Source organism: Pseudomonas chaetocerotis (assembly GCF_015712105.2).
GTDB lineage: Bacteria > Pseudomonadota > Gammaproteobacteria > Pseudomonadales > Pseudomonadaceae > Aquipseudomonas > Aquipseudomonas chaetocerotis.
Genome location: NZ_JACFYX020000001.1, coordinates 245,832 through 265,646, shown reverse-complemented (window position 1 = coordinate 265,646; position 19,815 = coordinate 245,832). Strand labels below are relative to the sequence as shown.

Annotated in this window: 23 protein-coding genes; 11 read left to right on the top strand and 12 right to left on the bottom strand. The window is 61.5% G+C overall.

Translation table 11 applies throughout. From position 1 onward, the window contains the following. The first annotated feature begins 114 nt into the window (after positions 1-114). On the top strand, positions 115-1,461 hold the full coding sequence (pmbA, locus tag H3221_RS01310) for a metalloprotease PmbA (protein ID WP_196473744.1): 1,347 nt from the start codon (positions 115-117) through the stop codon (positions 1,459-1,461). A 56-nt stretch (positions 1,462-1,517) separates the two neighbouring features. On the opposite strand, the gene H3221_RS01305 is transcribed toward pmbA, so the two are convergent. The 10 genes from H3221_RS01305 to H3221_RS01260 form a co-directional block, all read right to left on the bottom strand. Continuing rightward, complete coding sequence (locus H3221_RS01305; protein ID WP_196473743.1) at positions 1,518-1,790, bottom strand: HPr family phosphocarrier protein; 273 nt, start codon at positions 1,788-1,790, stop codon at positions 1,518-1,520. 14 nt (positions 1,791-1,804) lie between these two features. Further along, complete coding sequence (rapZ, locus tag H3221_RS01300) at positions 1,805-2,662, bottom strand: RNase adapter RapZ (protein WP_160019465.1); 858 nt, start codon at positions 2,660-2,662, stop codon at positions 1,805-1,807. Positions 2,663-2,664: 2 nt separating this feature from the next. Continuing rightward, a complete protein-coding gene (gene ptsN / locus H3221_RS01295) occupies positions 2,665-3,129 on the bottom strand; it encodes a PTS IIA-like nitrogen regulatory protein PtsN (RefSeq protein ID WP_160019466.1) in 465 nt (154 codons plus the stop codon). Between the two features lie 12 nt (positions 3,130-3,141). After that, positions 3,142-3,450 (bottom strand): ribosome hibernation-promoting factor, HPF/YfiA family, encoded by a 309-nt coding sequence (hpf, locus tag H3221_RS01290; protein WP_003459233.1) that lies wholly within the window; start codon positions 3,448-3,450, stop codon positions 3,142-3,144. A gap of 99 nt (positions 3,451-3,549) precedes the next feature. Continuing rightward, positions 3,550-5,043, bottom strand: coding sequence for an RNA polymerase factor sigma-54 (locus H3221_RS01285; protein WP_160019467.1), 1,494 nt, complete (start codon positions 5,041-5,043; stop codon positions 3,550-3,552). A 190-nt stretch (positions 5,044-5,233) separates the two neighbouring features. Beyond that, the gene (gene lptB, locus H3221_RS01280; protein ID WP_196473742.1) at positions 5,234-5,959 is read right to left on the bottom strand and encodes an LPS export ABC transporter ATP-binding protein; all 726 of its coding nucleotides are present in this window, start codon (positions 5,957-5,959) and stop codon (positions 5,234-5,236) included. Next, positions 5,959-6,498, bottom strand: coding sequence for a lipopolysaccharide transport periplasmic protein LptA (lptA, locus tag H3221_RS01275; RefSeq protein WP_196473741.1), 540 nt, complete (start codon positions 6,496-6,498; stop codon positions 5,959-5,961). The genes lptB and lptA overlap by 1 nt, the downstream gene beginning before the upstream one ends. After that, a complete protein-coding gene (gene lptC / locus H3221_RS01270; RefSeq protein ID WP_196473740.1) occupies positions 6,485-7,051 on the bottom strand; it encodes an LPS export ABC transporter periplasmic protein LptC in 567 nt (188 codons plus the stop codon). Before lptC ends, lptA begins: the two co-directional genes overlap by 14 nt. Positions 7,052-7,059: 8 nt before the next feature. Then, complete coding sequence (locus tag H3221_RS01265) at positions 7,060-7,581, bottom strand: KdsC family phosphatase (protein ID WP_196473739.1); 522 nt, start codon at positions 7,579-7,581, stop codon at positions 7,060-7,062. After that, on the bottom strand, positions 7,581-8,555 hold the full coding sequence (locus H3221_RS01260; RefSeq protein WP_196473738.1) for a KpsF/GutQ family sugar-phosphate isomerase: 975 nt from the start codon (positions 8,553-8,555) through the stop codon (positions 7,581-7,583). Before H3221_RS01260 ends, H3221_RS01265 begins: the two co-directional genes overlap by 1 nt. A gap of 245 nt (positions 8,556-8,800) precedes the next feature. Between H3221_RS01260 and H3221_RS01255 the strand changes: the two genes are divergently transcribed. The 10 genes from H3221_RS01255 to hisC all read left to right on the top strand — a co-directional run bounded on the left by H3221_RS01255 (position 8,801) and on the right by hisC (position 16,925). Further along, entirely contained in the window at positions 8,801-9,610 is an 810-nt protein-coding gene (locus H3221_RS01255) for an ATP-binding cassette domain-containing protein (protein WP_196473737.1), read from the top strand. Next, a complete protein-coding gene (gene mlaE, locus H3221_RS01250) occupies positions 9,610-10,407 on the top strand; it encodes a lipid asymmetry maintenance ABC transporter permease subunit MlaE (protein ID WP_196473736.1) in 798 nt (265 codons plus the stop codon). Before H3221_RS01255 ends, mlaE begins: the two co-directional genes overlap by 1 nt. After that, on the top strand, positions 10,407-10,877 hold the full coding sequence (mlaD, locus tag H3221_RS01245) for an outer membrane lipid asymmetry maintenance protein MlaD (RefSeq protein WP_017678927.1): 471 nt from the start codon (positions 10,407-10,409) through the stop codon (positions 10,875-10,877). Before mlaE ends, mlaD begins: the two co-directional genes overlap by 1 nt. Positions 10,878-10,891: 14 nt before the next feature. Next, positions 10,892-11,524, top strand: a complete 633-nt coding sequence (locus H3221_RS01240) for an MlaC/ttg2D family ABC transporter substrate-binding protein (protein WP_196473735.1) — start codon at positions 10,892-10,894, stop codon at positions 11,522-11,524. Continuing rightward, complete coding sequence (locus H3221_RS01235; protein ID WP_196473734.1) at positions 11,521-11,829, top strand: STAS domain-containing protein; 309 nt, start codon at positions 11,521-11,523, stop codon at positions 11,827-11,829. The genes H3221_RS01240 and H3221_RS01235 overlap by 4 nt, the downstream gene beginning before the upstream one ends. A gap of 117 nt (positions 11,830-11,946) precedes the next feature. After that, the gene (locus tag H3221_RS01230) at positions 11,947-12,186 is read left to right on the top strand and encodes a BolA family protein (RefSeq protein ID WP_003459267.1); all 240 of its coding nucleotides are present in this window, start codon (positions 11,947-11,949) and stop codon (positions 12,184-12,186) included. Positions 12,187-12,208: 22 nt separating this feature from the next. Next, entirely contained in the window at positions 12,209-13,474 is a 1,266-nt protein-coding gene (murA, locus tag H3221_RS01225; protein ID WP_196473733.1) for a UDP-N-acetylglucosamine 1-carboxyvinyltransferase, read from the top strand. Positions 13,475-13,535: 61 nt separating this feature from the next. Beyond that, positions 13,536-14,171: an ATP phosphoribosyltransferase gene (hisG, locus tag H3221_RS01220; RefSeq protein ID WP_017678932.1), complete on the top strand. Its 636-nt coding sequence runs from the start codon at positions 13,536-13,538 to the stop codon at positions 14,169-14,171. 265 nt (positions 14,172-14,436) lie between these two features. Next, on the top strand, positions 14,437-15,744 hold the full coding sequence (gene hisD / locus H3221_RS01215) for a histidinol dehydrogenase (protein ID WP_196473732.1): 1,308 nt from the start codon (positions 14,437-14,439) through the stop codon (positions 15,742-15,744). 128 nt (positions 15,745-15,872) lie between these two features. After that, positions 15,873-16,925 carry a histidinol-phosphate transaminase gene (gene hisC / locus H3221_RS01210; RefSeq protein WP_196473731.1) on the top strand — a complete coding sequence of 351 codons (1,053 nt, stop codon included), beginning with the start codon at positions 15,873-15,875 and terminating at the stop codon, positions 16,923-16,925. Positions 16,926-16,994: 69 nt separating this feature from the next. On the opposite strand, the gene H3221_RS01205 is transcribed toward hisC, so the two are convergent. Both H3221_RS01205 and H3221_RS01200 read right to left on the bottom strand, forming a co-directional pair. After that, positions 16,995-17,714, bottom strand: a complete 720-nt coding sequence (locus H3221_RS01205) for a DUF4198 domain-containing protein (protein ID WP_196473730.1) — start codon at positions 17,712-17,714, stop codon at positions 16,995-16,997. A gap of 13 nt (positions 17,715-17,727) precedes the next feature. Further along, positions 17,728-19,809: a TonB-dependent siderophore receptor gene (locus H3221_RS01200; protein WP_196473729.1), complete on the bottom strand. Its 2,082-nt coding sequence runs from the start codon at positions 19,807-19,809 to the stop codon at positions 17,728-17,730. Between the last annotated feature and the right edge of the window lie 6 nt (positions 19,810-19,815).

The window sequence follows — 19,815 nt, the reverse complement described above, 5'->3', positions numbered from 1 at the left end:
GGGAAACGCCGCCATGATAGCAGTAACCGTGACTGCCGGCCCGCAGCGGGCAGTCGAGAGCAGGCCCAGGATTTCGTACAGAAAGTGCCTGCGCCAAGAGAATCGGGAGTGGTTATGAGTGAAGTAGAACGCATCGGGCCGCAGGCCTTGCCAGCACTGCAAGAGCAGGTGGAGGCCATTCTCGCCGAGGCCAGGCGCCAGGGCGCTAGTGCCTGCGAGGTCGCGGTCTCGGCTGGTCAGGGGCTGTCCACCACGGTGCGTCAGGGCGAGGTGGAAACCGTCGAGTTCAATCGCGACCAGGGTTTTGGCATTACGTTGTACGTTGGTCAGCGCAAGGGCTCGGCCAGCACCTCGGCCACCGGTAGCGAGGCCATTCGCGAGACCGTGGCGGCAGCCCTGGCGATTGCCAAACATACCAGCGAGGACGAGTGCGCCGGCCTGGCCGATGCTGCGCTGATGGCCCGTGAGTTGCCTGAGCTGGATCTCTACCACCCCTGGTCGATTACCCCGGAGCAGGCGGTGGAGCAGGCGCTGGCCTGTGAAGCTGCGGCCTTCGCGGCTGACACGCGGATCAGGAACGCCGATGGCACCAGCCTCAATACCCACCAGGGGTGTCGCGTGTATGGCAATAGCCACGGTTTTGTCGGCGGTTATGCCAGCACCCGCCATAGCCTGAGCTGCGTGATGATCGCCGAGGGTGAAGGGCAGATGCAGCGCGACTACTGGTACGACGTCAATCGTCAGGGTGAACTGCTGGCCGATGCCAAGGGTATCGGCCAGCGCGCCGCCGAGCGTGCGGTCAGCCGTCTTGGTGCGCGCCCGGTGCCGACCTGCGAAGTGCCGGTGCTGTTCGCCGCCGAGCTGGCCGGTGGGTTGTTCAGCCATTTGCTGGCGGCGATTTCGGGTGGCAACCTGTATCGCCAGTCCTCGTTCCTCGAAGGTGCGCTCGGCCAGCGGCTGTTCCCCGAATGGCTGAGCCTCGACGAGCGTCCGCACCTGCCGCGCGCACTCGGCAGTGCCACCTTCGACGGTGATGGTCTGGCCACCTACGCCAAGCCGTTCGTGGAGAAGGGCGAACTGGTGTCCTACGTGCTCGGCACCTATTCCGGGCGCAAGCTGGGTTTGCCGAGCACCGCCAACTCCGGTGGCGTGCACAACCTGTTCGTCAGCCATGGCGATGAGGATCAGCAGGCGCTGATTCGCCGCATGGGCCGTGGCCTGCTGGTCACCGAACTGATGGGGCAGGGCTTGAACCTGGTTACCGGCGACTATTCCCGTGGCGCAGCGGGCTTCTGGGTGGAGAACGGTGAAATCCAGTTCCCGGTGCAGGAGGTGACCATTGCCGGCAACCTGCGTGACATGTTCCGCCAGATCGTCGCGGTCGGGTGTGATCTGGAACGGCGCGGCAATATCTGCACCGGCTCGGTGCTGATCGAGAAGATGATGGTCGCCGGTAGCTGAGGCTGCTAGAAACGAAAAGGCCACCCGCGGGTGGCCTTTTCGTTCGTGGGGTGATGCTACTCGCCTTCGTCGAAGTAGTTCTCGATCAACGCAACCAGTGCATCGAGAGCCTCGTGATCCTGTTCGCCTTCGGTCAGCAGGTGCACGTTGGTGCCCTTGCCGGCGGCCAGCATCATCACCGCCATGATGCTCTTGCCGTCTACCAGGCTTTCGGCGCTGCGGCCGATGCGCACCTGGCAGGGATAGGTGCTCGCTACACCGACGAACTTCGCTGCAGCACGGGCATGCAGACCAAGTTTGTTGATGATGGTGATTTCACGTGCTGGCATCGCGGCAGGATTCCTTAGCTGAGGTCGCGGTGACGCACCTGGACATTCTTCAGCGAGTCTTTGAGTGCCTGGCTCAGGCGGTTGGCCAGGTACACCGAGCGGTGGTGGCCGCCCGTGCAGCCAATGGCGATGGTGACATAGGCGCGGTTGCTGGCGGCGAAGCGTGGCAGCCATTTTTCCAGGTAGACGAGGATGTCCTGATACATCTCTTCGACCTCCGGTTGCGCGGCCAGATAGTCGATCACCGGTTGATCCAGCCCGGAATGATCGCGCAGTTCCGGTTTCCAGTACGGATTGGGCAAGCAGCGCGCATCGAACACCAGGTCAGCATCCACTGGCATGCCACGTTTGAAACCGAAGGACTCGACCAGAAAGGCGGTGCCAGTCTGCGTCTGGCCCAGCAGGCGTAGCTTGAGCGTATCGCGCAGCTGGTAGAGATTCAGTCGGGTGGTATCGATCTTCAGATCGGCACGATCGGTGATCGGTGCCAGCAGTTGGCTTTCGTAGGCAATGGCCTCGGCCAGCGAACGATTGTCGTTGGTCAGCGGGTGTCGTCTGCGCGTTTCGGAAAAACGCTTGAGCAGCGTTTCGTCTTCGGCATCGAGATACAGCACGTCGCAATGGATACTGCGCTTGCGAACTTCGTCGAGCAGTTCCGGGAAGCGCTTGAGTTGGCTCAGCAGGTTGCGCGCATCAATGGATACGGCTACCTGCGGCAGCAGCATATCGCTATGCGGCAGGAAGCGCTCGGCAAGATCCGGCAGAAGGCCGGCCGGCAGGTTGTCGATGCAGTAGAAACCGTTGTCCTCAAGTACATCGAGGGCGGTGCTCTTGCCCGAGCCCGAGCGACCGCTGACGATGATCAGGCGCATGTTTATTGACCGTTCTGAATGTCCACGACGACCTGGTAGAGATCTTCGCCGCTGTTGGCCTGGCGCAGACGTTCACGTACATCCTGGCGATCGAGCATGCTGGCTATCTGGCGCAGCAGTTCGAGATGCGCATCGGTTGCCGCCTCCGGCACCAGAAGCACGAACAGCAGATCGACGGGCACGCCGTCGATGGCGTCGAAGTCGACTGCCGTCTCCAGGTGCAGGACAGCACTGATCGGGGCACTGCAGCCGGCCAGGCGGCAGTGGGGAATGGCAATGCCGTTGCCGAAGCCGGTAGAGCCAAGCTTCTCGCGGGCGATGAGGCTTTCGAAGATGTCCTGGGCATCCAGGTCGGGCAGATCGCGCGCAACCACATTGGCGATCTGTTCGAGCACGCGTTTCTTGCTGCCGCCCGGCACGTTCACCAGGGAACGGCCGGGGGTCAGGATATTTTCAAGTCGGATCATGGATAGGGAATGTCAGCGGGCCGTGGCGCCTTGCAGGCGTTCTAGCTGCTTTTCCTTGTGCTTGATGAGTTGACGGTCGAGTTTATCGGCCAACAGGTCGATGGCAGCGTACATGTCCTGATGCTCGGCGTTGGCGACGACTTCGCCGCCAGCGATGTGCAGGGTGGCTTCGATCTTCTGCTTGAGTTTTTCGACCTCCATGGTCACCTGTACGTTGGTGATCTTGTCGAAGTGGCGTTCCAGTCGGCCTAGTTTCTCGCCGATATAGTCACGCAGGGCGTCGGTCACATCCAGCTGATGTCCACTGATGTTGACTTGCATACCGCTTTCTCCTTGTTGCCTTGTGTAAGAGACGGGTCTGGTTCGACCCGCCGCCGGAACACTTTGGCCTGAAGGCCTGAGGCCTTCAGTCGATCTGGCCTACATCAGTCGCTTGCGCTCACTGGAGGGCGCTATACCGAGGGACTCGCGATACTTGGCGACCGTCCGACGGGCGACTTGGATGCCTTGTGCTTCCAGTAAACCAGCGATCTTGCTGTCGCTCAACGGCTTTTTCGCGTTTTCTGCTGCAACCAGTTTTTTGATGATCGCGCGGATCGCGGTGGACGAGCATTCTCCGCCTTCAGAGGTGCTGACGTGGCTGGAGAAGAAATATTTCAGCTCGTAAATACCGCGCGGTGTGTGCATGAATTTCTGCGTGGTAACGCGTGAGATCGTCGACTCATGCATACCCACCGCTTCGGCGATGTCGTGCAGCACCAGGGGTTTCATCGCCTCGTCGCCGTAGTCGAGGAAACCACGCTGGTGCTCGACGATCTGCGTGGCCACCTTCATCAGCGTTTCGTTACGACTCTGCAGGCTCTTGATGAACCAGCGTGCTTCCTGCAGCTGGTTGCGCATGAAGGTGTTGTCGGCACTGGAGTCGGCGCGTTTGACGAAGCCGGCATATTGCGGATTGACCCGCAGGCGTGGCATGGCCTCCTGGTTCAGTTCCACCAGCCAGCGTTCGTTGTGCTTGCGCACGATGACGTCGGGCACGACGTATTCCGGTTCGCTGGATTCGATTTGCGAACCTGGACGCGGATTCAGGCGCTGGATCAGGTCGATGACCTGGCGCAGCTCGTCTTCCTTGAGCTTGGTGCGGCGCATCAGCTGGGCATAATCGCGGCTACCGAGCAGTTCCAGGTAGTCACCGACCACGCGTTGTGTCTCGCTCAGCCAAGGCGTGCCGGCAGGCAGTTGGCGCAGTTGCAGCAGCAGGCATTCGCGCAGATCGCGGGCGCCGATACCGGCCGGTTCGAACTGCTGGATGCGATGCAGCACCACTTCCACTTCGTCCAGTTCGACATCCAGCTCGGGGTCGAAGGATTCGGTGACTTCCTCTAGCGTTTCTTCGAGGTAACCGTCGTTGTTGATGCAGTCGATCAGGGTGGCCGCGATCAGGCGATCCTTGTCCGACATGGGCGCCAGGTTCAGCTGCCAGAGCAGGTGACTGTGCAGGCTCTCGCCGCTGGAAGTGCGGGTGGTGAAGTCCCACTCGTCATCATCGTTGCTGGGCAGGCTACTGGCGCTGGTCTGGTAGATGTCTTCCCAGGCGGTATCGACCGGCAACTCGTTGGGAATGCGCTCGCCCCACTCGCCCTCTTCCAGGTTATCCACCGTGGGGGTGGTTTCCTGGTAGCTCTCTTCCTTGCTCGGGGTCGGCGTGGCGCTTTCGGCGCCATCAGCCATTGGATCGCTGTTGTCGAAGTCGTCGCCGTCTTCCTGGCGCTCGAGCATGGGATTGGATTCCAGCGCCTCCTGGATTTCCTGTTGCAGGTCCAGGGTGGACAGTTGGAGGAGGCGGATAGCCTGTTGCAGCTGCGGGGTCATCGTCAGCTGCTGGCCCATCTTGAGGACTAGCGATGGTTTCATTGCAGACCTTAATTTACTGGCGAGTTACGCCTTCCACATCAGGGCGCCGAAGCGCCGCAGGAAGCAAATTATATGCCTGAACTTCTCGTTTTTGCCTAGGGGGTGCAATATTTCTGTAGCGAAATAGTGGGCAACCTACAGGCTGTTTTTGACGCAGCAGCGCCGAGCACAGTGGTTTTCACGCAGCCTGTTACAGGCGGAATTCATGGCCCAGATATACCTCTTTCACCGTCTGGTTGGCGAGGATGGTCTCGGCGTTACCCTCGGCGATCAGCTGTCCATCGTTGACGATGTAGGCGGTCTCGCAGATGTCCAGGGTTTCACGCACGTTGTGATCGGTGATCAGGATGCCGATGCCCTTGGCCTTGAGGTGATGGATGATCTGTTTGATATCGCCCACCGAGATCGGATCTACCCCGGCAAAGGGTTCGTCGAGCAGGATGAACTTGGGGTTGGTCGCCAGGGCTCGGGCAATCTCCACGCGGCGTCGTTCACCGCCGGACAGGCTCATGCCGAGATTGTCGGCGATATGGTGGATATGGAATTCCTGCAGCAGGCTTTCCAGTTCCGCCTGACGTCCGGCGCGGTCCAGGTCCTTGCGCGTTTCGAGAATGGCCATGATGTTGTCGGTTACCGACAGCTTGCGGAAGATCGAGGCTTCCTGCGGCAGGTAGCCGATGCCTGCGCGTGCGCGGCCGTGCATGGGCTGATGACTGACGTCGAGGTCGTCGATCAGTACGCGGCCCTGGTCGGAGCGCACCAGGCCGACGATCATGTAGAAGCAGGTGGTCTTGCCTGCGCCGTTGGGGCCTAGCAGGCCAACGATCTGACCGCTTTCGATGCTCAGGCTGACGTCACGCACGACCTGGCGGCTCTTGTAGCTTTTCGCCAGGTGTTGGGCTTTGAGAATGGCCATTACTGCTGCTGATCCGCGGGTTTGTTCTTCGGTTGGATGACCATGTCGATACGTGGGCGCGGCGTGCTGACGTTGCCGCCTGTCGCGCGGCCGGCGTTGACGATCTGGCGGCGGGTGTCGTAGACGATTTTCTCGCCTTCGAAGGTATTGCCTTCCTGAATTACCCTGGCCTGGTCGATCAGTACGATGCGCTCATTGCTGGCGAAATACTGGATGGTCTTGCCGTAGGCCTTGACGATGTCCTTGTCCACGGCCGGCTTCTGCTCGTAGTAGGCCAGGTTGCCGACCGAGGTGAATACATCGATATCGCCACTGGCGGTCTGAGTGATGGTTACGGTGTCACCCGTGATCTTCAGGGTGCCCTGGGTGATGATCACGTCGCCGCGATAAACGGCTACACCTTGCTTGTCATCCAGTTCGGCGCTGTCGGCCTGGATGCGGATCGGTTGATCGCGATCCGATGGCAGTGCCCAGGCAGCCGCGCTTCCCAATGCGGCGCCGAGGCTGAGAATAAGGGGGAGGGTATTAACGAACCTCATGCTGGCCTCTTACGTTGGACTGCAGGATCATCCTGCCGTCATTCAAGTACGCTTTCATTCCTTGTGCCGTGGTCACCCCGTTGGCCGCAACGATTCTAACGGCTTGCTCGGTCTGCGCATATTCCTTGTCAGGAATAACGGTCATGCGGCTGCTGGTGATCACGGTGGGGCGGTTCTTTGCGTCGGTGCGGGCGATGCGCACGTCGTCGATCAGTTCTACCTCGACGCCGCCAGGCGAGACTTCGGCACGCTGACTGGTGACTTCCCAGGGGAGCTCGGTACCGCGATAGAGCTTCAGCTTGGGGGTGTCGATCAGGGTGATGTCAGTGCTTTTGATGTGCTCGAGTTTGTCCGCAGTCATGCGGTAGTGCAGTTTGCCGTCATCCTGGAACTGCACGGTGCGCGCGCCCACTGCATAGAAGTCAACGACGTTGTCGTCGCTGGTCCGCTGGGTTTGGCGTGCGCTGTCCGGGGCAAGGTTCCAGTAACCGAGTGCGGCCACGACGACTGCAATCAGAGCAAAGATCAGGGTGTTGAGGATTTTACGCGGCATGCTGTTCTCTACAGGTAGGCGGCTTGGGCCGCATCCAGTGTGCCTTGGGCACGCATGATCAGTTCGCAGAATTCCCGTGCCGCACCGTCGCCGCCGCGTGCCTCGGTTACGCCATGGGCGTGCTGGCGGACGAAGCTGTCGGCGCTGGCCACGGCCATGCCCAGTCCGACACGGCGAATGACTGGAAGGTCCGGCAGGTCGTCGCCAAGATAAGCAACCTGTTCATAGCTTAGGCCGAGTTCGGCGAGCAGGCCGTCGAGTACCACGAGTTTGTCCTCGCGGCCCTGGAACAGGTGCTGGATGCCCAGGTTGTTGGCGCGGCGCTCGACCACCGGGGTCTTGCGCCCGCTGATGATGGCGGTACGCACGCCCGAGTTGATCAGCATCTTGATGCCGTGGCCGTCGAGTGTGTTGAAGGTCTTGAACTCGCTGCCGTCTTCGAGGAAGTACAGGCGGCCGTCGGTAAGCACGCCGTCGACGTCGAAGATCGCCAGTTTGATGGCGCGGGCGCGTTGCTGCAGGTCGTTCATCACATTACTCCGGCACGCAGCAGGTCATGCATGTTGAGGGCGCCGACCGGGTTGTCCATGTCGTCGACCACTACCAGTGCGTTGATCTTGTGGTCTTCCATGATCTTCAGGGCTTCGGCCGCGAGCATCTCGGCGCGAGCGGTCTTGCCGTGCGGCGTCATGACCTCGTCGATCAATGCCTGGCGCACATCGATGCCCTTGTCCAGGGTGCGGCGCAGATCACCGTCGGTGAAGATGCCGGCGAGGCGGCCGTCTTCCTCCAGAACCACGGTCATGCCCAGGCCTTTCTGGGTCATTTCCAGCAGGGCATCGCGCAGGCTGGTACCGCGGCGTACGCGTGGCAGGGCGTCGCCTGCGTGCATAACGTTCTCTACCTTGAGCAGCAGGCGCCGGCCAAGGGCGCCACCCGGATGGGAGAAGGCGAAGTCTTCGGCGGTGAAGCCGCGCGCTTCGAGCAGGGCGATAGCCAGTGCGTCACCCAGTACCAGGCTGGCGGTGGTCGAGGAGGTCGGCGCCAGGTTCAGCGGACAGGCTTCCTGCGAGACGCGTGCATCCAGGTTGACTTCGGCAGCCTTGGCCAATGGAGAGTCCGGGTTGCCGGTCATGCTGATCAGGCGGATACCGAGACGTTTGATCAGCGGCAACAGGGTGACGATCTCGGCGGTCGATCCCGAGTTCGAGAGCGCCAGGACGATGTCGTCCCTGGTGATCATGCCCATGTCGCCATGGCTGGCTTCTGCCGGGTGAACGAAGAAAGACGTTGTACCGGTGCTGGCCAGGGTTGCAGCGATCTTGTTGCCGATATGCCCGGACTTGCCCATGCCGACCACGACCACGCGGCCCTTGCAACTGAGAATCAGCTCGCAGGCCTTGATGAAATCGGCATCGATGCGGGGCAATAGCTCCTGCACCGCTTCAAGCTCGAGGCGGATGGTGCGCTGCGCGGAGTCAATCAGGTCGCGGGTCTGGTTCATGCTGGGCAAGGCTGTCGGGCGAAAAAAGATGAGGATTATAGCGGGAAAAGCTTTCCGCGCTCACCCTTGCTGCAATGAGGCAGTGTCGAAACTGTCGCAAGTCTGAACGCCGCTTCGGGGTGCTATTGGGTGGCCTGTTCGGCAAATGCTATAGTTCGCGGCCATTTTGGCCCTCTCTGGCTGGCGCGTGTCCTTGCTTCTGGAGGCGGCGTCTGCCAGGAAGGCCTGATTTTCAAGGAGTTCAGATGAGCGCCGAGCACGAGTACGCGATCGAGTTGCAGGGCGTCAGTTTTCAGCGTGGCGCGCGGTCGATTTTCGACAGGGTCGATATCCGCATACCGCGCGGCAAGGTGACCGGCATAATGGGGCCATCCGGCTGCGGCAAGACCACGCTGCTGCGCCTGATCGCCGCTGAGCTGCGTCCTTCGGCCGGTGATGTTCGTGTAGCAGGCGTCAGCCTGCCGAAGCTGTCACGCGACGAGTTGTTCGACATGCGCAAGCAGATGGGCGTGCTGTTTCAGAGCGGTGCGCTATTCACCGACCTCGATGTGTTCGAGAACGTGGCCTTTCCGTTGCGTGTGCATACCCAGCTGCCGGAAGAAATGATCCGCGACATCGTCCTGATGAAGTTGCAGGCCGTTGGCCTGCGCGGAGCGCTGGAGCTGATGCCGGACGAGTTGTCTGGGGGTATGAAGCGCCGTGTCGCGCTGGCCCGTGCCATTGCGCTCGATCCGCAGATTCTGCTGTATGACGAGCCGTTCGTCGGTCAGGACCCCATCGCCATGGGCGTTCTGGTGCGCCTGATCCGCCTGCTCAATGACGCGCTGGGGATCACTAGCGTGGTGGTTTCTCACGACCTTGCAGAAACCGCCAGTATCGCCGACTACATCTATGTCGTCGGTGATGCGCAGGTGCTGGGGCAGGGCACTCCGGCCGAGCTGATGGAGTCGGATAATCCACGTATTCGTCAGTTCATGAAGGGCATTCCGGATGGTCCGGTGCCGTTTCATTTTCCAGCGCCTGACTACCGCGAAGATCTGTTGGGGAGAGGTTGATGCGCAGAATTTCAACGCTCGAACGCCTGCGGCTGTTCGGTCGTGCGGGTATCGATGTGGTCGCGACGCTGGGGCGTTCGGTGCTGTTTCTGGTCAGCGCGCTGTGCGGCCGCAGCCGTGCCGGCAAGCCTTTGCAACTGTTGATCAAGCAGCTGTTCGCGGTTGGCGTGATGTCGCTGGCGATCATCGTCGTCTCCGGCATTTTCATCGGCATGGTGCTGGCCCTGCAGGGTTACAACATCCTGGTCAGCTATGGCTCCGAGCAGGCCGTGGGGCAGATGGTCGCGCTGACCCTGCTGCGTGAACTGGGACCGGTGGTCACCGCACTGCTGTTCGCCGGTCGCGCCGGTTCCGCGTTGACCGCCGAAATCGGCAACATGAAGTCCACCGAGCAACTGTCCAGTCTGGAGATGATTGGCGTCGATCCGCTCAAATACATCGTCGCGCCGCGGCTATGGGCCGGCTTCATTTCCATGCCACTGCTGGCGATGATCTTTTGCGTGGTCGGCATCTGGGGTGCGGCGATGGTCGCCGTGGATTGGCTGGGCGTTTACGAGGGCTCGTTCTGGGCCAATATGCAGAACAGTGTTTCCTTTTATGACGACGTGCTCAATGGCGTGATCAAGAGCATCGTCTTCGCCTTCGTGGTGACCTGGATCGCCGTGTTCCAGGGTTACGACTGCGAGCCCACTTCCGAAGGCATCAGCCGCGCGACTACGCGCACCGTGGTGTACGCCTCGCTGGCCGTACTTGGCCTGGATTTCATTCTGACTGCTTTGATGTTTGGAGATTTCTGATGCAAAACCGCACGCTGGAGATTGGTGTCGGCCTGTTCCTCATGGCCGGTGTGCTGGCCCTGCTGCTGCTGGCCCTGCGCGTCAGCGGCCTGAGCGTCGGTAGCGCTGGCGATACCTACAAGGTCTACGCCTACTTCGACAACATCGCCGGACTGACCGTGCGCGCCAAGGTCACTATGGCTGGCGTGAGCATTGGCAAGGTCACTGCCATTGATCTGGATCGTGACAGTTACATGGGCCGGGTGACCCTGGAGCTCGATGGCGGCGTCAATAACCTGCCTGAGGATTCCACAGCGTCGATCCTGACCGCTGGGCTGCTCGGCGAGAAATACATCGGCATCAGCGTTGGTGGTGACGAGGAGGTGCTCAAGGACGGCAGCACCATCCACGACACGCAGTCCTCGCTGGTGCTGGAAGACCTGATTGGCAAATTCCTGCTCAATTCGGTCAATAAAGATGAAGCCAATTGATGAGGGCTCCTGACATGTTCAAAACTGTGCGTAATTCCCTGCTGGTGTTGCTGGCTACCATGCCGCTGCTGGCCATCGCTGCGCCAAGCGCTCATGAAGTGGTGCAGCAGACCACCGAAACCCTGCTGGCAGATCTGAAAGCCAACAAGGAGCAGTACCGCAACAATCCCAATGCCTTCTACGACTCGCTCAACGAGATTCTCGGCCCGGTGGTGGATGTCGAAGGTATCGCCCGTGGCGTGATGACCGTGCGCTACTCGCGCCAGGCATCGCCTGAGCAGATGAGCCGCTTTGAGGAGAACTTCAAGCGCAGCCTGATGCAGTTCTACGGCAATGCCCTGCTCGAGTACAACAATCAGGACATTCGTGTGCTGCCAGGCAATGACAGGGCCGAGGGCGAGCGCACCTCGGTCGGTATGGAAATTCGCGATGGCAAGGGCGTAGTCTATCCATTGTCCTACACCATGGTGTCGATGGACGGTGGCTGGAAGCTGCGTAACGTGGTGATCAACGGCATCAACGTCGGCAAACTGTTCCGCGATCAGTTCGCCCAGTCCATGCAGAACAACCGTAACGATCTCGACAAGGTCATCGACACCTGGGCCGATACCGTGGCCAGGGCGCGTCAGGCTCGAGGCGAATCGTGAGTCAGGCGAGCATCAGCGAGCGCGCTGCAGGGCAATTGCAGCTCAGCGGTGTGCTCGATTACAGCACCGGGCCACTGCTGCGTGAGCAGGGCGCGAGCCTGATCGCCGCCAGCAGCGCAGCGTGCGTGGCGCTCGACTGCAGCGCGGTGGGAAAGTCCAGCAGCGTCGGTCTGGCGTTGCTGCTGGCGTTCATGCGCGATGCGCGCAAGGCCGGGCGTGAGCTGACGATCAGCGCGCTGCCCGACGACATGCGCGAGATCGCTCAGGTCAGTGGCTTGCTGGAATTGCTGCCGCTGCAATCGTGAAGCGCTTCCCGTCGTTCCGTCAGCGCCGTTGCTGGCGGGGTTCGCAGGCGGGAGGCTTTTTTGTATGATGGCCGACCCGCGGGCTCAGGTGCCCGAATGCGTCAGTCGAGGTCGAGCATGCAGGCTGCAGAAGTAAAAAGCCTCCTAGAGGAAAAACTCCCGAATACCCAGGTGGAAGTCGAAGGCGAAGGCTGCAACTTCCAGCTCAACCTGATCAGCGACGAACTGGCCGCCCTCAGCCCGGTCAAACGTCAGCAGCAGATCTATGCCCACCTCAATGCCTGGATCGCTGATGGCAGCATCCACGCCGTGACCATGAAATTCTTCAGCCAGGCCGATTGGGCCGCGCGTTCCTGAGCCTGCGGGCGACGAGATTCCTATGGATAAACTGATCATTACCGGCGGCGCTCGCCTCGATGGCGAAATCCGCATTTCCGGTGCGAAGAACTCTGCTCTGCCGATTCTGGCAGCGACCCTGCTGGGCGATGAGCCTGTCACCATCTGCAACCTGCCGCATCTGCACGACATCACTACCATGATCGAGCTGTTCGGTCGTATGGGCATCGAGCCGGTGATCGACGAGAAGCTGTCGGTGGAAGTCGATGCGCGGGCGATCAAGACCCTGGTCGCGCCTTACGAGCTGGTAAAAACCATGCGCGCCTCGATTCTGGTGCTCGGCCCCATGGTCGCTCGCTTCGGTGAGGCCGAAGTGGCACTGCCGGGCGGTTGCGCCATCGGCTCGCGTCCGGTCGACCTGCACATCCGTGGTCTCGAGGCTATGGGCGCGATCATCGATGTCGAGGGTGGCTACATCAAGGCCAAGGCGCCGGAAGGCGGCCTGCGTGGCGCGCACTTCTTCTTCGATGTGGTCAGCGTGACCGGTACCGAGAACATCATGATGGCCGCGACCCTGGCCAAGGGCCGCAGCGTGCTGGAAAACGCCGCGCGCGAGCCTGAGGTGGTCGACCTGGCCAACTGCCTGATCGCCATGGGCGCGAAGATCCAGGGTGCCGGCACCGACACCATCATCATCGACGGCGTCGAGCGCCTGCACGGTGCGCGCTTCAACGTCATGCCCGACCGTATCGAAACCGGTACCTACCTGGTTGCGGCTGCCGTTACCGGTGGTCGGGTCAAGGTCAAGGATGCCGATCCTTCTACCCTGGAGGCCGTGCTGGCCAAGCTGCAGGAAGCAGGTGCCGAGATCACCACCGGTGCGGACTGGATCGAGCTGGACATGAAGGGCAAACGTCCGAAAGCCGTCAACCTGCGTACCGCGCCCTATCCGGCGTTTCCCACCGACATGCAGGCGCAGTTCATTGCCCTGAATGCCGTGGCTGAAGGCACCGGGACCATCATCGAAACCGTGTTCGAAAACCGTTTCATGCACGTCTACGAGATGCTGCGCATGGGCGCCAACATCCTGGTCGAAGGCAATACGGCCGTGGTCACCGGAGTCGACAAGCTCAAGGGCGCGCCTGTGATGGCGACCGACCTGCGCGCATCGGCGAGCCTGGTGCTGGCCGCGCTGGTGGCCGACGGCGATACGCTGATCGACCGCATCTACCACATTGATCGTGGTTACGAGTGCATCGAGGAAAAACTGCAGCTGTTGGGCGCTAAAATCCGCCGCGTTCCGGGCTGAGCCTCTATCGTTGTACGGCCGCTCCATATGGGGCGGCCGCTTCCGTTCAAGGAAACGTTTCATGCTGACCATCGCCCTGTCCAAAGGCCGCATTCTCGATGACACCCTGCCGTTACTGGCCGCAGCGGGCATCGAACCGACCGAGAACCCGGACAAGAGCCGCAAGCTGATCATCCCGACCACTCAGGATGACGTGCGCCTGCTGATCGTGCGGGCCACCGACGTGCCGACCTATGTCGAGCATGGCGCCGCCGACCTGGGCGTAGCCGGCAAGGACGTGCTGATGGAGTACGGCGGCCAGGGCATCTACGAGCCGCTGGACCTGCAGATCGCCAAGTGCAAGCTGATGACCGCCGGCAAGGTCGGCGCGCCGGAGCCGAAAGGTCGTCTGCGCGTGGCCACCAAATTCGTCAACGTCGCCAAGCGTTACTACGCAGAGCAGGGCCGTCAGGTCGATATCATCAAGCTCTACGGCTCGATGGAGTTGGCGCCGTTGGTGGGCCTGGCTGACAAGATCATCGACGTGGTCGACACCGGCAACACCCTGCGTGCCAATGGACTGGAACCGCAGGAACTGATCGCCACCATCAGCTCGCGCCTGATCGTCAACAAGGCCTCGATGAAGATGCAGCACGCGCGCATCCAGTCCTTGATCGATACCCTGCGTGGCGCCATCGAGGCGCGACACCAAGGCTGATTCCTCACCGCGACGTCTGGTCGCGGCAGCCTATCCGTGTCATAGCCAAATTCTCAGGTGCCCGCACGGTGGGCTTGCTACTCTAGCGGACCGTTGGAAAACGTAGCCGAGGCGGTCGATGCTAGGCAAAAACAGGCGAGGAAGCGGAGTTTACGAGCTGTAAATGAGCATTTCGAGCCTGTTTTTAACGACGCACCGGCAACGCAGGTAGTTTTCAACCGTCCGCTTGCGGCGCCTGAGATTTACCCTTACACGAGGCTTTGCCATGACCGCTCCCATTGCTGTTCGCCGACTCAACGCTGCTGACCAGGATTTCGCCCGACACCTGGATCATCTGCTGAGCTGGGAGAGTGTGTCCGACGATGGCGTCAACCAGCGCGTGCTGGAAATCATCCAGGCCGTGCGTGAGCGTGGCGATGCCGCCCTGGTCGAATACACCCAGCGTTTCGACGGCCTGGAGGTCGCCTCCATGGCTGACCTGATCCTGCCGCGTGAGCGTCTGGAACTGGCCCTGACCCGCATCAGCCCAGCTCAGCGCGAGGCGCTGGAGATTGCCGCCGAGCGCGTGCGCAGCTACCACGAAAAACAGAAGCAGGATTCCTGGCGCTACACCGAGGCCGATGGCACGGTGCTGGGGCAGAAGGTCACCCCGCTGGATCGTGCCGGCCTTTACGTACCGGGTGGCAAGGCGTCCTATCCGTCTTCGGTGCTGATGAACGCGATTCCGGCCAAGGTCGCCGGCGTACCCGAGGTGGTGATGGTGGTGCCGACCCCGCGCGGCGAGATCAACGAACTCGTGCTGGCTGCTGCCGCCATCGCCGGTGTCGACCGCGTGTTCACCATCGGGGGTGCCCAGGCTGTCGCCGCGCTGGCCTATGGCACCGAGAGCGTGCCGCCGGTGGACAAGATCGTCGGGCCCGGCAACATCTATGTGGCCACCGCCAAGCGCCACGTGTTCGGCAAGGTTGGCATCGACATGATCGCCGGCCCGTCGGAGATTCTCGTGGTCTGCGACGGCCATACCGACCCGGACTGGATCGCCATGGACCTGTTCTCCCAGGCTGAGCACGACGAGGACGCACAGTCGATTCTGGTCAGCCCGGATGCTGCCTTCCTCGACCGCGTCGCCGAGAGTATCGCCAAGTTGCTGCCGACCATGGAGCGCGCCGAGATCATTCGTACTTCGCTGGAAGGCCGTGGTGCGCTGATCCAGGTGGCGGACATGGCGCAGGCCATTAGCGTTGCCAACCACATTGCGCCGGAGCACCTGGAGCTATCCGTGGCCGATCCGGAGGCCTGGTTGTCGCAGATTCGCCACGCCGGTGCGATCTTCATGGGCCGTTACACCGCAGAAGCTCTGGGTGATTACGTGGCTGGCCCGAATCACGTGTTGCCGACGTCCGGTACCGCGCGTTTTTCTTCGCCGCTGGGGGTGTACGACTTCCAGAAGCGCTCGTCGATCATCTTCTGCTCGCCGGACGGCGCGTCGGAGTTGGGCAAGAGCGCTTCCGTGCTGGCCCGTGGCGAGTCGCTGACTGCGCATGCGCGCAGCGCCGAATACCGGATCAAGTGAGGTTGGGTGCGCCGTGCGCACCTTGTGAATGTACTGGTGCGCATGGCGCACCCTACGGGATCGCGCTTCGCCGGTTGAGCGAAGCGATATCCATCGCCCATGCAACGCATTCGAGGAGAGAAGGGCAGATGAGCAAATTCTGGAGCCCCTTCGTCAAGGACCTGGTGCCCTATGTACCGGGTGAGCAGCCCAAACTGAGCAAGCTGGTCAAGCTCAACACCAACGAGAACCCGTACGGCCCGTCGCCCAAGGCCATTGCAGCGATGCAGGCCGAGTTGAATGATGACCTGCGCCTGTACCCGGATCCCAATGGGGATCGCCTGAAACACGCGGTGGCTGCCTATTACGGCGTGCAGCCCGCTCAGGTGTTCGTCGGCAACGGTTCCGACGAAGTGCTGGCACACGCCTTCCATGGCTTGTTCCAGCATGATGCGCCGCTGCTGTTCCCGGATATCAGTTACAGCTTCTATCCGGTCTATTGCGGCTTGTACGGTATCGATTACCAGCAGATGGCGCTGGACGAACAGTTCCAGATTCGTGTCGAGGACTATGCCCGGCGCAATGGCGGCATTATCTTCCCTAACCCCAATGCGCCGACCGGCTGCCTGCTGCCGCTCGAAGCCATCGAGCGTCTGCTGCAGAACAGCCCGGACAGCGTGGTGTTGGTAGATGAGGCGTATATCGACTTCGGCGGCCAGACGGCCATCGCCCTGGTCGACAAGTATCCGAACCTGCTGGTCACCCAGACCCTGTCCAAGTCGCGCTCTCTGGCGGGCTTGCGCGTGGGCATCGCGGTTGGTCATCCGGACCTGATCGAGGCGCTGGAACGGATCAAGAACAGCTTCAACTCCTATCCGCTCGATCGCATGGCCATCGCCGGTGCTGCGGCGGCGTTCGAGGACCGCGCTTATTTCGAGAGAACCTGCCAACAGGTGATCGAGAGCCGTGAGGCGGTGGTCACCGGTCTACAGGGACTGGGTTTCCAGGTGCTGCCTTCGGCGGCGAACTTCGTCTTCGCCCGTCATTCGGACAAGGATGCCGCGACTCTGGCAGCCGGGCTGCGTGAGCAGGGGGTAATCGTGCGCCACTTCAAGCAACAGCGCATCGCCCAGTTCCTGCGCATCACCATCGGCACCCCGGAGCAGAACCAGGCCCTGCTGGACGCCCTGCAAGGCCTTTGATCCAGGCGAATCTGAAGAGAGCCGGTGGCGCATCAGCGCCACCGGCTTTTTTCATGGCACAGAGGGGGCTTACTCGTGATGCGGCTCGCCGAGGAAAGTCAGCGAGGTGAACAGACCGCGGCTTTCGATATTGGGGTCGTTCTCTACCGGCAGGTAGACCGCCGCGCTGATGATGTTCAGCCCTTCGTTGCGCACCATCACCTGAGCGCGGCCCTCGGCATCGGTCTTGGCGCTGACCTGATGTGGCGCGCCGCGGTAATCGCCGACCAGCTCGACGCCCGCCAGCGGCTTGCCGTCGGCCAGCACGCGCACGGGCAGAGGTTTGCCGGGGCCGACCTTGAGCGGATCGACTTGCGGAACGATGACCAGTTTCAGCGGTTTGAGGTCGGGCAGCTTGGCGCCCTCGCTGTAGATCGCCAGGCTGTACTTGTAGGTGTGCAGCGACTGGGTCGAGTTCGGCACCTGGCTGCGGCCCTGGTTGATCCATTGGCCTTCCGGGGTCTTTGACCAGGCACCATTGTCCAGGGCCACGCCGAGCACGGCGGGTTTCTTCAAGGGTTGCAGGCGGGCGTGATCGGCAAGGCGCTCGACGGTCACCGGAATCATTCGGCCTGCTGCGTCATAGGCCCAGGCGCCGCTGATCTTTTGTGCCTTGAAGGCATTGTCCTCGGCGCCATGGCCATAGACGACTTCGATATTGCCACGACGCTCTTCGGTCCAGAGGCCGTGGGCGAGTGCACTGTTGCTGGCGAACAGGCCGGCGAGCAGCAGGTAGGCAGGAATACGCATGTGAATCTCCGATTCAAAGGTTGAGGGTCAGGCTGACGCTGAGATTGCGAGGGTCGCCGGGCATTACCCAGACGTTATTGAACGAGCGCTCGTAGTACTTGCGGTCGAACAGGTTGTTGAGATTCAGCCCCAGGCTCAGGTCCTTGCTGGCCTGCCAGCGTGCGAGCAGGTCGACCGTGGTGTAGGCCGGCAACTCGAAATCGCTGCCGGTTTGCCCGGAACGGTCGCCAACGTAGGTGATCGCGGCGCCCAGTTCGGAACCTTGCAGTGCGCCGCTCTGGAACTGGTAAACGCTCATCAGGCTGGCGCTGTTGCGGGCGATGCCGAGCAGGTCGCTACCTTCAGGGATGCTGTTGTCCCTGGTTACTTCGGCGTCGATATAGGCATAGGCACCGATGACCCTCACGGCCTCGCTGAGTTGGCCGGTGATCTGCAGATCCAGGCCCTGGCTGCGCGCCTTGCCGGCGGCGATGCTGTCGCCGGGGTTGTTCGGGTCGGCAGTCAGCACGTTTTCCTTGTCGATATGAAACAGCGCCACGGTGGCGCCGATGCGACTGTCGAGCAGGTCGAGCTTGAGGCCGGTTTCGTAGCCGAGACCCTTCTCCGGCCTGAACACCTGACCCTGAGCACCGATGGCGTTGGGTTTGAACGACATCGAGGCGTTGGCGAACACACCGACCTCTGGCGTCAGCTGATAGAGCACGCCCGCGCGCGGTGTGGCGACATCCTTGCTCTGCTCATTACTGACGCGGGTGCTGCGGTTCAGTGCGGTCTGTTCGAAGCGCTCCAGGCGCACGCCGAGCAGGCCGCTCCAGCGTTCGTTGAAGCTGATCTGATCCTGCAGGTTGAGGGCGTAGCTTTCGGTGTGTTCGTGGAAGTCGTTGGGATTGACGATGGAGGGTTTCGGTTGCCCATAGATCGGCTTGTAGATGTCCTGGCCATAGCCCAGACCGGTAACGCTTTGCGGGTACTTCTGGCTGTTGCGATAGTTCTCGTACTCCAGCCCCAGCAGCACCTGATGTTGCCAGCCGGCCAGCTCGAATTGTCCATGCAGTTCGGCCTGGGTAATGCTGTCGTTCCATTCGAAGCTGCGCTCGCGGTAGAAGCGCGTGACCTGATCGCCAATCAGGCGCGAAGGTTCGGAGCTGTTGCCGTCCAGCGTGCCCTGGCTGTAATGGCTGGCCAGGCGTAGCTTCCAGGCATCGTTCAAATAGTGCTCGAGGCTGACCTGTAGCAACTGGTTGTCGTTACGGATCTTGCCGTCATTGGGTTCGCCGAGAAAGGTCGAGCGTTTGACCGCGCCCATCTTGCCGTTGACGGCGGGAATGCCACGGTCGAACACCGAGTCGGTGCGGGAAAACTCGCTGTCGATCATCAGCAGGGTGTCGGGCGACAGCTGCCAGCTGAAGGTCGGGTTGATGATCTGCCGCTGGTTGCCGACGTGATCACGGAAGCTGCCGTTGTCTTCCACTGCCAGATTTACCCGCGAAAGCAGGGTGCCGTCCTCGTTCAGTGGTGTGTTGACATCGAGGCTGCTGCGGTAGCGATCCCAGCGTCCGGCGCTGGCCTTGAACTGGGTGAAGGGCTCCAGTTGCGGGCGCTTGGTGACGATATTGACCAGACCGCCGGGGTCGCCACGGCCGTAGAGAGCCGCCGCCGGCCCCTTGAGTACTTCCAGGCGCTCGATAGCCGATGCGTCCGGCGAGCTGTAGCTGCCGCGGTTGATGGCAAAACCGTTGCGATACAGCTCGCCGGTGGTGAAACCGCGCACGCTGTAGTTGAGGAAGGTCAGGCCGCCGAAATTGTTCTGCCGCGAGACGCCGCCAGCGAAATCCAGGGCGCGGTCGATACGACTGCTGCCGAGATCGTCCAGCACCTGGGCGGGGACCACGCTGATGGCCTGGGGAATTTCGCTGATCGGTGTGTTGGTGCGAGTGGCACTGGATGAGCGTTTGGCGCGGTAGCCCTGCACCGGCCCATCGGCTTGTTCACTGGGGGCGCTGATGATGCTGTCGGCCAGTTTGGCCGGAGATTCAGCGGCAAGAGCGCAGGGTGTTAACAGGCTGCCGGCAAGCAAGGCGGAAGTGACGCGCAAGGGGAG